Consider the following 11,773-nt stretch of genomic DNA (forward strand, 5'->3'; position numbering starts at 1 on the left):
GATCAAGAGCCGTGTGAAAGCACGCTGGGAATCTCGGGGCGGGCACCAAACCGTACCGGAAGGATGCTGAAACCCAGCCTGTCCGAGACGATCAGGTTGCGCGCGTCCTCGACCACGTGGCCGTAGGCGTAGCGGTTGCCGAAGCGCGACGGAACGACGGGCGAACAGCCGCACAGGGGGGCAGCCCATGACGCTTGACCCGGTCAGCAGCCCCGGTCCGATGCCGATGGCATAGGTGCCGAATGCAGCGGCTGCCACGATCGAGCCGCCGAGAAACCGGGGCGGGTGATCAGGCTCTGGCACCCCGGCTGTGGCGCTCGAAGCGCTGTTCGCGTACGCCGCCCGACCACTGGTCGCGTTCATTCTCGGCCACCAGTGCGAAGCCGAAGGATTCATAGAGATGACGGGCGGGGCTCAGCCCGGCGAAGGTCGTGAGATAGGCGCCCGGGAAGCTGCTCGCATCAACGTGAGCGATTGTCACGTTCATCAGCGAGCGCCCGAGCCCTGTGCCCCGCGCGTGATCGCTGGTGATGAACCAGCGTAGATGCGCCAGCGGCTCGGCCTCCGTCGGCGCTTCTAGGCTAATCGTGCCGAGCAATGCGCCATGGTCGTCATACTCGGCCGCGAAGAAATCGAGCCCAGGCCGGAAGGCGCGCAGGAAGGCTGCAAGCTCTGCGGCAACCTTGGCCTCGAAGGGAAGCCCGAAGCCCCAGTCGCGTGCGTAGTATTCGGCGTGCAGCTTGACGATGTCGGCTATCAGTCCGGGGCGATAGCCGATCATCTGTCAGTCTTCCTCTTGGAACAGGTTGATCTGTTGCTGGGCGACTTCACGAGGTGCTTCCAGGCCCAGATGCTTCCAGGCGTTGGCCGTCAGCATGCGGCCGCGCGGCGTGCGCTGGATAAAGCCTTGCTGGATCAGATAGGGCTCGATGATGTCCTCGATGGCGTCGCGCGGTTCGGAGAGGCCTGCAGCGATGGTCTCGATGCCGACCGGGCCGCCGCCGAAATTCATCGCGATCATCGACAAATAACGCCGGTCGAGCTGGTCGAGGCCGAGTGAATCGACCTCCAGCCGCGACAGCGCCTCGTCGGCGATACGACGATTTACCGGACCGGAATCGGCGACGGAGGCAAAGTCGCGCACGCGCCGGAGCAGGCGGCCGGCGATGCGTGGCGTGCCACGGGCGCGGCGCGCGATCTCGATGGCGCCGTCGTCGGCGAGCGGCATGCCGAGGATGCGCGCGCCGCGGCGCACGATCAGTTCCAGTTCCTCTACGGTATAGAAGTTCAGCCGCGTCGGAATGCCGAAGCGGTCGCGCAGCGGATTGGTCAGAAGCCCAAGCCGGGTGGTGGCGGCGACCAGCGTGAATTTCGCCAGGTCGATCTTGACCGAGCGGGCGGCCGGACCTTCGCCGATGATCAGGTCGAGCTGGTAGTCCTCCATCGCCGGATAGAGGATTTCCTCGACCGCCGGGCTCAACCGGTGGATCTCGTCGATGAACAGCACGTCGCGCTCTTCGAGATTGGTCAGCAGCGCTGCGAGGTCGCCGGCCTTGGCGATGACCGGGCCCGATGTCGAGCGGAAATTGACGCCGAGCTCGCGCGCCATGATCTGGGCCAACGTCGTCTTGCCCAAGCCGGGGGGGCCGACGAACAGCACATGGTCGAGCGCTTCGCCGCGCTGCTTGGCGGCCTCGATGAAGATCTTCAGGTTGGCGCGTGCCGCCGCCTGGCCGACGAAATCGTCGAGCGTCTGCGGCCGCAGGCTGGCATCGGCGTCCTCGCCGCGCTTGTCGGGGGAAATGAGGCGATTGGGCGTGGTCATGCGCCCGTCCTCGCACGGACATTCGCGCCAGGCAAGGCAATCACCGCGCCAGCTCCTTCAGGCCGAAGCGGATCAACTTCGAGGAGTCCGCGTCCTCGCCGGCGCTCTTCATCGCAGCCGCCACGGCATTGGCGGCGATATCGCGCGAGTAGCCGAGGTTGACCAGCGCCGACACCGCGTCGGCAATTGGGGCAGGGGCCACGCCCTCGCCGAGTTCCTGCTTCAGCCCGATGGTACCCGAGGCTTCGCCGGCAAAGGCCGGGGCCTTGTTCTTGAGCTCGGTGACGATGCGCTCGGCAACCTTCTTGCCGACGCCGGGCGCTCTGGAGACCATGGCGATATCGCGCAGCGCGATCGCATTGGCGAGATCGGCGGGGGCGAGCGTGGAAAGCACTGCGAGCGCGACCTTGGCGCCGACGCCCTGGACATTGTTCTGCAGCAGCTTGAACCACTCGCGCTCGAGCTCCGACTTGAAGCCATAGAGCCGGATCATGTCCTCGCGCACATAGGTCTCGATGAACAGCACCGCTGCCTCACCTGTACCGGGCAGGGCAGCTAGCGTGCGCGCCGAGCAATAGGCGACGTAGCCGACGCCATGGACGTCGAGGATGCAGAAATCGTCGCCGATTTCGTCGACGGTGCCCTTCAACTTGCCGATCATTCTTTGAGCCTCGTCATGGATGGGTGTCGGGAGCGATGATTTCGAGTTCGGGAAAATAGGTGCGGAAGCGCCTGGGATCCCGGGTGATGAGTTTGTGCCCGGCGATGGAAGCATGCGCGCCGATCAGGAAGTCCGGCAAGGTCTGCTCACGTCTGCCGCCGCGCAGCCGGTACTCGCGGTGGGCCCATCCGGCCACCAGCGCGGCATCGAAAGGGATGTCTTCGAAGGTCCAAAGCGCTGAGACAAACACCGAATTGTAGCGTTCCGCCGTGACAAATTCGTGTGCCACTTCGCTGGCGATAACGACATTGAAAACAAGCTCGCCGTGACGGCGCGCCTCGCGAATTTGCTGCTTGGACCAGGCGGCCCAATCGGAGCCAGGTTCGACGATGTCGATGATGACGTTGGAGTCAATGATTGTCGCGGACATCACGATCCCGGGTCATGGCCATGATGTCGTCGGCGGTCAAATCGCTGTCGCCGGTCCCTTCGACCAGCCGGAACCAATCATCCAGGCTGCGGTCGAGCGCCTTCTCCCTCATGTCGGTCTCGGTTCCGCGAACCAGTTCCACCGCGCCGTCCGCCCTTTCGACGAAATCCACCTCCGAGCCGGCTTCGATGCCAAGCTTGTCGCGGATCTCCTTCGGGATGGTCACCTGACCCTTTGTGGTTACGCGCATGGTATTACCTCTGAGGTATTACCTATCGCTCCAAGGAGAACAAGTCAAGAACATGGCATTGCCCAGCGACGCGGCCGACGCCACCGCTTCGGATCTCAGCCCGTCCCAAGCGGCGCTTACCGGTCCCTGGCCGGCGCCGCCTGTTCGTCGGGGCTGATCACATGGTCCGCCGCACCTTCCAGGCGGTCCAGTATCGCCAGGAATCGATCCAGCCGGTCGCGGTCGGCGATCCGGCCAATCTCGTCCTTGGGCACGATGGTGATCTTGCCGCCTTCGATGCCGAAGATCACTTCGGTGTTCGCGGCGATCCCGAAGGTCTCGCGCAGGTCACGCGGAATCGTCACTTGGCCCTTGCTGGTCACGCGCATGGAATCATCCTTGTGTTGCCCGATCTTGCCGGCAAGGAATGGTTCAGGGGTGAGAACAAGTCAAGAACATCAGGCCTGGGCGGCGGCCAATTGGGCCAGCCGATAGGCCGGGCTCTGCCGGTGATGGGCGTGGCAGATTGCGATGGCGAGCGCGTCGGCAGAATCAGCGGTGTCGAAGCTGGCCTTGGGCATCAGCACCTTGACCATCATGGCGATCTGCTTCTTGTCGCCGTGGCCGACGCCGATGACGGCCTTCTTCACCGCGTTGGGCGAATATTCGGCGACCACCAGGCCGGCGCGCGCCGGAACCAGCATGGCGATGCCGCGCGCCTGGCCGAGTTTCAGCGTCGCCGATGCATCCTTGTTGACGAAGGTCGCCTCGACCGCGGCCTCATGCGGCATCTCGCGATGAAGCACATCGGCGAGACCGTCATGCAATTGGCAAAGGCGCGTGGCGAGTGGGGCCTTGTCGTCGGAGCGCACGGTGCCCGCGGCGACGAAGCGCAGTGAGTTGCCGAGGCTCTCGATGACCCCCCAGCCGGTGCGCCGAAGCCCCGGATCGATACCCACAATGCGAATCGCGTCTTTCATCCACCAACCTTACCGTTGCGGATGCAGGACGCCAGAGAAATGTGAACAAACCAGAAACGAAATCCGGCGTGCGATCAGTTGCGGGCGAAGGCCGTGTTGAGAAGGCTGATCTGGTCGAACACGGGATTGCTGCGGCGCATCGATTGCACCGGCAGCACGGTCGCGCCCGAGCCGTAGATTTCCTCGTCCATGCGACGCACCAGTGCCTGAAGCCTGAGCGAGCGGCGAACGAGGTCGACGAACTCGGCGGGAAGTTCATTCCAGCCGGCGGCGTCGTCATGGGCGGAGGCGGTATCGAGCCTGACCTTGGCCTTTTCCGAGGCGACCTGGTCGCGGGTCATCTCGCCGGAATTGGCGGCCCGCTGCAACAGCAGCCAGGAAGCGATCTGCATCAGGCGTGTGGTGAGCCGCATCGATTCGGCCGCATAAAGCGTCGCGGCCAGGCGCGACAGCTTCTTGGCTTCCGCGCGGCCAGCACCGTCGAGATACTCGGCCGCCTGTTCGACGAGCCCCATGCCCTCATTGTAGAGCGGCTTGAAGGACGGCGAAAACACCCGCCTTTCGGCGAGCTTGATCGTGTTCGCGCTTTCCCTCGAAGGCTCGTTCATCATCGGTACCCTGCACATCCCTGACCTGCGTCGTGCCCGTCTTGCCGACGGATTCTCAACGCGCCCGCTCCTATACGCTAAGCCCCGCGAAAATGCGCTTCCAGATGGCTGAACGCAAGCGCATGTTTAACAAAGGGTTAACGTGCCGCATTGGGACGCTTTTCAAAAGGCAGTCCCGAATTGGCGCGAAAAAAAAGAGCCGCGGAAAATGCGCGGCTCTCAGGAGTTTAACAGGGAGGCGTCAAACAAAGTGGCTCCAACCACTCGGTAAGAATCCAGATCACTGGATACCCCCAATAAACACCGAAAATGCTTAATGAAGGATTAAGCCGTCGTCGGATCGTCATTTGACTGTATCGACTCGGCACAGTGGCACGGCGATGCCGCCATGCTTTGGCTTAGTGACGCTTCCAGACCACCGGCAGCGCGATGAAGATGAACAGGAACATCGCGGCGTAGAAGCCCATCGAGGAGATCGCCACGACCGGCTCGACCGCGGGGTTGCCGCCGAGCAGGAAGAACAGCCCGGCGAGCAGGCCGATGCCGCTGATGGCCGTCAGCCAGAAATGAACCGTGGCCAGCGTCCGTTCCCGGGCGATCGGGAACAGGTGATAGAAGAACGCGAACACCGCCGACATCAGCCAGCCCGCCACCATGGTGTGGGCATGAACAGGCGTCTGGAGGTGGTTCTGGCTGATCGACATGTGCAGGCCGAGCGCCATGCCGGCTAGCGCATAGATGATGGCGAGTGTGAAGAAATTCCGTGCTACCCCTTGCATATCCTTGCTCCGATTGCTTTCCCCCCGCAGGGAATTGGTTGTTGACTGAGGACTGGGCAGGCCGAGGAAAGCGGCCGATGGCGATGCGTTAGCACCGGCATTGTTTCCGCCGCATGCCGCACGATTGGGCGCCATGCTTCCGGAATTGTTACAGTGAACGATCGACCATCTGGCAGCTTGTCTCCCCCCGACCAGCCTGCGATGCGCGCCATCACCTCCATGGCGCGACCGACGATACCACGTTTTCAACCTGCTGTTAGGGTCGTCGGATGGTCACCACCATTGCCTGTGGCCGGAATTTCCAGAGTTTTCCGGGCGACTGTGGTCGCTTTCCGGTCGCCGCCATGCGGGGCCGATGGTGGCCCTGTGAGGGGGCGTCTATGCCTGACGTCACCGTCCGGCACCGTCGCCGAACTTCAAGACTATCTGAAACATCCCCCCAAATTCACCGGCACAATGCGGATACGAAGCGGGTTCTATTTGCCGCCACTGAAAGCAAGCGATGACCGAAACTCTCGCCGTTTCGGGAAACCTGATGTGAAAGGTTCGGAAAATGGACTTCTATTCTCTCGTCAAGTTCCTGCACATCGTCGCCTCGGTGCTCTGGGCCGGTGGCGGTTTTGTGCTCATGCTGCTTGCCGTTCGCGCCGAGCGCGCAGGCAACATCGACGGCATGCTGCAGGCTTTGCGTTCGATCGGCGAACTCGGCAACAGGCTGTTTGCGCCGATGTCGCTGGTCACGCTCGTGCTCGGCCTCATCATGTGCTGGTTCTGGGTTGGGTTCCGCGATCTCTGGATCATGATCGGACTGGCCGGCTATGCGACGACCTTCCTGATCGGCGTGCGCATCTTCCAGCCTACCGGCGATCGCATGGCCGAAATGATCGCCCGCGACGGTGTCACGCCCGCAGCCCTCGAGCAGGGCCGCCGCATCCTCAAGGTGGCGCGCTTCGACTATGCCGTCATGCTGGTCATCATTGCCGACATGGTGTTCAAGCCGACATTGTCGGACGTGTCGGTGCTGGCGGCGATGGCCGTGGTGATTGCGGCCGGAGCCTGGGCCGCCTTCGGCAACCAGCGCCAGGCGGTAGCGTCGGCAGCCTGATGCAAGAGGCGGCGCTCCCACGGGAGCGCCGCCTTGTTGACCCTATGATTTCGCCTGATCGCGCAGCCTGAACTTCTGGATCTTGCCGGTCGAGGTCTTGGGGATTTCGGAAAAGACGATTGCCTTGGGCACCTTGAAGCGGGCGAGCAACGAGCGGCAATGCTCGATGATCTCGGCTTCGGTCGCGGCCTTGCCCGGCTTCAGTTCGACATAGGCGACCGGCACCTCACCCCATTTGTCGTCCGGCCTGGCCACCACCGCGCAGGAAGCCACCGCCGGGTGCTTGAATAGCGCATCCTCGACCTCGATGGACGAAATGTTCTCGCCGCCCGAAATGATGATGTCCTTGGAGCGGTCCTTGAGCTGGATGTAGCCGTCGGGATGCATCACGCCGAGGTCGCCCGAATGGAACCAGCCGCCGGCGAAGACCTCGTCGGTCGCGGCCTTGTTCTTGAGATAGCCCTTCATGACGATATTGCCGCGGAACATCACCTCGCCGATGGTCGTGCCGTCGGCCGGTGTCTTCTGCAACGTCTCGGGATCCATCACCGTCAGGTCCTCGAGTGCTGCGTAGCGCACGCCTTGCCGCGCCTTCCTTGCGGTGCGGGCATCCTTGTCGAGGCCGTCCCATTCGCCATGCCATTCGTTGACCACGGCAGGGCCGTAGGTCTCGGTCAGGCCATAGAGATGGGTGACAGCGAAGCCGGCATCGGCCATACCCGACAGCACCGCTTCCGGCGGCGGGGCGGCGGCGGTGTTGAAGGTCACGACTTGCGGAAACTCGCGCTTGTCGTCGTCGGCTGCATTGATCAGCAGCGACATGACGATCGGCGCGCCGCACAGATGGGTTACGCCATGATCGGCGATGGCGTCGTAGACAGGCTTGGCGCGCACCCAGCGCAGGCACACATGGGTGCCCGCCTGCATGGCCAGCGTCCATGGGAAGCACCAGCCGTTGCAATGGAACATCGGCAGCGTCCACAAATAGACGGCGTGTTTGCCCATGCCGGCGTGGATGGTGTTGTTGTAGGCCATCAGCGCAGCACCGCGATGGTGGTAGACCACGCCCTTCGGGTTGCCGGTGGTGCCCGAGGTGTAGTTGAGCGAGATCGCGTCCCATTCGTCGTCGGGCATCGACCAGGCAAAGGCCTCGTCGCCGGATGCCACGAAATCCTCGTAGTCGAGCGTGCCGATGCGCTCGCCCTTGGGATGGGGGGCGTCGTCGGCGTATTCGAGGTCGTCATAGTCGATGACGAGCGGCTTCACCTTGGCGAGCGCCAGCGCTTGCCCGACCACGCCGGAGAACTCGCGGTCGACGATCAGCACTTTCGTCTCGGCATGGTCGAGCTGGAAGGCGATGATCGCGGCGTCCAGCCTGGTGTTCAGCGAATGCAGCACGGCCTTGGTCATCGGCACGCCGAAATGCGCTTCCAGCATCGGCGGCGTGTTGGACAGCATCACCGTCACCGTGTCGCCCTTGCCGATGCCCTTGTCCGCCAGCGCCGAGGCCAGCTTCAGCGAGCGCTGCCACAGCTCGCGATAGGTCAGGCGCTGATCGCCGTGGATGACCGCGACGTGGTAGGGAAAGGTCTTGGCCGCGCGTTCGAGGAAGCTCAGCGGCGTCAGCGGCTGGTGGTTGGCGGGGTTCCTGTCGAGGTTTTCCTCGTATTTGCCCATGGCATTTCTCCCTTGTCGCGGCGAACCTAATTCAGCGGAGCTGCGTGGTCATCTTCACATAAAGTCGCGTGCCCCATCGTAAAGCAGCTTCATCGCAACCAGCGCCACGGTGGCGTAGGTGAAGGGGTAGAAGATTTCCGGCCGCATCCGCCTGACCAGCCAGGCGCCGGCCAGCGTCGCCAGCGGCGCGATCGGCATCAGCACCAGCGAGGCCGTCAGGTTGGCGGCGTCGAACTGGCCGAGCGCGAAATAGGGGATGAGCTTGATGGCGTTGGTGACGGCAAAGAAGATGGCGCTCGTGCCGGTCAGCAGCTTGGGGTCCAGCCTGAGCGGCAGCGTATAGATCTGGAATGGCGGGCCGCCGACATGGGCGACGAAGCTGGTGAAGCCTGCGACCGAGCCCCAGAAAGCGGCGGCGATGCGGTTTGGCTTGGCGGCATGCTTGGCGCCGTGGCGCAGGCTCGTATAGATCCAGCGGGCCACGAACGCGAAGGCGATGGCGCCGACGATGAAGCGCACCATGTCGACCGTCACCAGCGACGCCGTCAGCCAGCCGACGCCGATGCCGAGGACCGACCCCGGCAGCATCTGCCACAGGATCGAGCGGTCGTAGACGCCGCGCCAGGTCCACAGCGACACGACGTCCATGAGGATGAGGATCGGCAGCAGGATGGCGGCCGCCTGCACCGGCGAGATCACCAGCGCCATCAGCGGTACGCCGACGAAGCCGACGGCCCCGCCGAAGCCGCCTTTCGACAGGCCGACGAGAATCACCGCCGGAATTGCCACCGCATAGAACCACGGGTCGAGAAGAAGCGCTGTCATGGAGAGCCCCGCCTTTCGCCATGGCATAGCTGGGCGGCGGTGTGTTGGCGATAGCCGTGCCAGTCTTTTCATGTGGTTGCGCTTGATTGCGCGTCCTGTTCAACGGCGGCACTTTGTTCTATGCCCCAATGCAAACATGATCGCCCTGCATAGGCGACTAGCACCCGGATCGAGGAAGATGACCGCAAACACGCCGCCCAATCGCTGCCGTATCGTGCTGATCGCGCCACCCTCGGTCGAGCCGAGCAAGGTCGAGGCCGCACTCGCAGGCGGCGACGTCGCCTCGCTCATCCTGCCCGCCGAAGGCACCGACGAGACCTCCTTCCAGGTCTTTGCCGAAAAGGTCGCGTCGGCGGCCCGCGCAGCCGGGGTGGCGGTGGTCGTCGCCGGCGACACCCGCGTCGCCGGTCGCATCCATGCCGACGGAATCCACATCGAGGGCAACAAGGCCGAACTCGGCGAAGCTGTCGAGCGCTACCAGGAACGCATGATGGTGGGCGTCGGTGGTGCCAAGACGCGCGACGATGCGCTCGAACTAGGCGAGGAGCGGCCCGACTACATCTTCTTCGGCCGCTTCGGCTACGACAACAAGCCGGAGCCGCATTCGCGCAATCTGTCGCTCGGCCAATGGTGGGCCGAAATGATCGAAATCCCCTGCATCGTCATGGCCGGTTCCGACATCGCTTCCGTCGAGGCGGTCGGTGCGACCGGTGCCGAGTTCGTCGCCCTGTCGGCTGCGGTGTTCGGTGAGGGCGTCGACCCGCGCGAGGCGGTGGCCCGCGCCAATGCCCTGCTCGACGAGACCGCGCCACGCTTCGAGGACTAGTCATGGATCGTTCGCGCCTTCTTGCCGGATTGCTGTGCCTGGGCTTCGGCATCGAGCCCGCGCTTGCCGTAGAGAAGGCGCCTGCTGGCGCTGGTGCCGTGCCTTCGCTCGGCAAGCCGGCTGACACCGTCGATCCGAGCCGTTTCGGCCCGATGTCGGCGCCGCTTGACAAGGCGTCCGCGACAGAAGCGGCACCTGCGAAAGAGCCGGCCGCTGCACCTGCCGGTTCGCCGGACCTGGGTGCAAATCCGGCGGCGAAGGCGCCCGACGGCATCGATCCCAACCGTTTCGGCGGCAAGCCATCAGATGAAGCCTACGGTGCCTTCCAGCGCGGCCTCTACATGACGGCCTACAACCTGGCGCTGCCCAGGGCCGAGGCCGGTGATGCGGCGGCGCAGACGCTGGTGGCCGAAATCCTTTCGCGAGGGCTGGGCGTTGCGCGCAATGATGCCGAGGCTGCCAAATGGTACCAGCGCGCCGCCGAACAGGGCGTGGCCGAGGCGCAGTTCCAATATGCCCTGTTGCTGCTCGATGGCCGCTATGTCACCCGCGACCAGCAGGCCGCCTTCGCCTTGATGCAGGCGGCCGCAGAGGCTGGCAACCGGCTTGCCCAGTTCAACTACGCGCAGATGCTGGTGCAGCGCGAACCGGGCCACAAGGGTCTTGAAAAGGCGGTGCCCTATTATGAGCGTGCCGCCGCCACGGGAGTTGCCGACGCCCAGTACGCCATGGCCCAGATTTATGCCAACGGCATCGGCGGAAAACTGCGCGACGACCGCAAGGCGCGCCTGCTGCTCGTCCAGGCGGCGCGGCAGAACTATGATACTGCACAATTCGACCTGTCGCTGTGGATGGTTGACGGGCGTGGCGGCGACCGTGACATCAAGTCGGCCTTCGGCTGGATGAAGCTCGCCGCCGATGGCGGTAACGTCGCTGCGCAGAACCGGCTCGCCAAGTTCTACATGGGCGGCATCGGCGTCGATCCCGACCCCATCCTTGCCGGCGCCTGGTACATCAATGCCCGCCGCGCCGGGCTCCACGATCCGGAGATGGACGACTTCCTGCGCGGCCTGACGGAGGAGGAGATGAAGAAGGCGCTGGAGCGGGCCAATCGTATCCGCTGATATCGACGGAAATCGCTGCTCTCTTGCCTAAAAAGGCATTTTGTGGTCTTGGGAGCGCCGATGGCGCCCATTCCGGCGCAAACCTCTCTTCCGGAATCCAAACATGGCCAAGATCAACGGCAACGAAATCCGTCCAGGCAATGTCATCGAGCATGACGGCGGCCTCTGGGTGGCGGTCCGAACCAATCACGTCAAGCCCGGCAAGGGCGGCGCCTACAACCAGGTCGAACTCAAGAACCTCATCAACGGCACCAAGCTCAACGAACGTTTCCGTTCGGCCGAGACTGTCGAGAAGGTCCGCCTCGAGCAGAAGGACTTCTCGTTCCTCTACGAGCAGGGCGACGCACTGGTGTTCATGGATACCGCGAGCTACGAGCAGCTCGAACTTCTCAAGGATTTCGTCGGCGATCGCGCCGCGTTCCTGCAGGATGGCATGATGGTCACCGTCGAGCTCTATGACGAGCGTCCGATTGGCATCGCGCTTCCCGACCAGGTCACGCTGACGATCACCGAAGCCGACCCGGTGGTGAAGGGTCAGACGGCTGCTTCGTCCTACAAGCCGGCGGTGCTGGAAAATGGCGTCCGCGTGCTGGTGCCGCCGTTCATCTCGTCCGGAGAGCGCATCATCGTCGACACCAACGAGATCACTTACGTCCGCCGCGCGGATTGATAGTTGCGGGTCGGCCGTTCAGGTCCCCTCATCG

The 11,773-nt window shown here is 63.8% G+C and carries 15 protein-coding genes and 1 pseudogene; 4 read left to right on the forward strand and 12 right to left on the reverse strand.

Features of this window, described 5'->3' with window-relative positions; all coding sequences use genetic code 11:
- Positions 1-2 precede the first annotated feature (2 nt).
- The 10 genes and pseudogenes from ABSY17_RS05015 to ABSY17_RS05060 all read right to left on the reverse strand — a co-directional run.
- Positions 3-176 (reverse strand): annotated as a pseudogene (locus ABSY17_RS05015) (metallophosphoesterase); the annotation flags it as partial.
- A gap of 113 nt (positions 177-289) precedes the next feature.
- A complete protein-coding gene (locus ABSY17_RS05020; RefSeq protein ID WP_378947458.1) occupies positions 290-781 on the reverse strand; it encodes a GNAT family N-acetyltransferase in 492 nt (163 codons plus the stop codon).
- A gap of 3 nt (positions 782-784) precedes the next feature.
- Positions 785-1,825, reverse strand: coding sequence for a Holliday junction branch migration DNA helicase RuvB (gene ruvB / locus ABSY17_RS05025; protein WP_378947461.1), 1,041 nt, complete (start codon positions 1,823-1,825; stop codon positions 785-787).
- A 40-nt stretch (positions 1,826-1,865) separates the two neighbouring features.
- Positions 1,866-2,486 (reverse strand): Holliday junction branch migration protein RuvA, encoded by a 621-nt coding sequence (ruvA, locus tag ABSY17_RS05030; protein WP_378947464.1) that lies wholly within the window; start codon positions 2,484-2,486, stop codon positions 1,866-1,868.
- 13 nt (positions 2,487-2,499) lie between these two features.
- Positions 2,500-2,916: a type II toxin-antitoxin system VapC family toxin gene (locus ABSY17_RS05035; RefSeq protein WP_378947467.1), complete on the reverse strand. Its 417-nt coding sequence runs from the start codon at positions 2,914-2,916 to the stop codon at positions 2,500-2,502.
- Positions 2,897-3,166 (reverse strand): AbrB/MazE/SpoVT family DNA-binding domain-containing protein, encoded by a 270-nt coding sequence (locus ABSY17_RS05040; protein WP_378947470.1) that lies wholly within the window; start codon positions 3,164-3,166, stop codon positions 2,897-2,899. Before ABSY17_RS05040 ends, ABSY17_RS05035 begins: the two co-directional genes overlap by 20 nt.
- A gap of 116 nt (positions 3,167-3,282) precedes the next feature.
- Positions 3,283-3,534, reverse strand: a complete 252-nt coding sequence (locus tag ABSY17_RS05045) for an AbrB/MazE/SpoVT family DNA-binding domain-containing protein (RefSeq protein ID WP_378947473.1) — start codon at positions 3,532-3,534, stop codon at positions 3,283-3,285.
- 69 nt (positions 3,535-3,603) lie between these two features.
- Positions 3,604-4,125 carry a crossover junction endodeoxyribonuclease RuvC gene (gene ruvC / locus ABSY17_RS05050; RefSeq protein WP_378947476.1) on the reverse strand — a complete coding sequence of 174 codons (522 nt, stop codon included), beginning with the start codon at positions 4,123-4,125 and terminating at the stop codon, positions 3,604-3,606.
- A gap of 74 nt (positions 4,126-4,199) precedes the next feature.
- Positions 4,200-4,733: a DUF1465 family protein gene (locus ABSY17_RS05055; RefSeq protein WP_378947479.1), complete on the reverse strand. Its 534-nt coding sequence runs from the start codon at positions 4,731-4,733 to the stop codon at positions 4,200-4,202.
- A gap of 398 nt (positions 4,734-5,131) precedes the next feature.
- Positions 5,132-5,512, reverse strand: a complete 381-nt coding sequence (locus ABSY17_RS05060) for a hypothetical protein (RefSeq protein ID WP_378947481.1) — start codon at positions 5,510-5,512, stop codon at positions 5,132-5,134.
- 553 nt (positions 5,513-6,065) lie between these two features.
- On the opposite strand from ABSY17_RS05060, the gene ABSY17_RS05065 reads away from it, so the two are divergent.
- Positions 6,066-6,617, forward strand: a complete 552-nt coding sequence (locus tag ABSY17_RS05065) for a DUF2269 family protein (protein ID WP_378947484.1) — start codon at positions 6,066-6,068, stop codon at positions 6,615-6,617.
- Between the two features lie 42 nt (positions 6,618-6,659).
- Here ABSY17_RS05065 and ABSY17_RS05070 read toward each other — a convergent pair whose 3' ends face one another.
- Together ABSY17_RS05070 and ABSY17_RS05075 are read right to left on the reverse strand one after the other, a co-directional pair.
- Positions 6,660-8,294, reverse strand: coding sequence for an acyl-CoA synthetase (locus ABSY17_RS05070; protein WP_378947487.1), 1,635 nt, complete (start codon positions 8,292-8,294; stop codon positions 6,660-6,662).
- Between the two features lie 54 nt (positions 8,295-8,348).
- Entirely contained in the window at positions 8,349-9,119 is a 771-nt protein-coding gene (locus tag ABSY17_RS05075) for a sulfite exporter TauE/SafE family protein (RefSeq protein ID WP_378947490.1), read from the reverse strand.
- Between the two features lie 178 nt (positions 9,120-9,297).
- Here ABSY17_RS05075 and ABSY17_RS05080 point away from each other — a divergent pair, with 178 nt between their 5' ends.
- The 3 genes from ABSY17_RS05080 (at position 9,298) to efp (ending at position 11,739) form a co-directional block, all read left to right on the forward strand.
- Positions 9,298-9,945 carry a thiamine phosphate synthase gene (locus ABSY17_RS05080; RefSeq protein ID WP_378947493.1) on the forward strand — a complete coding sequence of 216 codons (648 nt, stop codon included), beginning with the start codon at positions 9,298-9,300 and terminating at the stop codon, positions 9,943-9,945.
- Positions 9,946-9,947: 2 nt separating this feature from the next.
- Positions 9,948-11,069, forward strand: coding sequence for a tetratricopeptide repeat protein (locus tag ABSY17_RS05085; protein ID WP_378947496.1), 1,122 nt, complete (start codon positions 9,948-9,950; stop codon positions 11,067-11,069).
- Between the two features lie 103 nt (positions 11,070-11,172).
- Entirely contained in the window at positions 11,173-11,739 is a 567-nt protein-coding gene (gene efp, locus ABSY17_RS05090; protein WP_018429990.1) for an elongation factor P, read from the forward strand.
- Positions 11,740-11,773: the final 34 nt, after the last annotated feature.

The sequence above is a fragment of the Mesorhizobium sp. ANAO-SY3R2 genome (assembly GCF_042466635.1).
GTDB lineage: Bacteria > Pseudomonadota > Alphaproteobacteria > Rhizobiales > Rhizobiaceae > Aminobacter.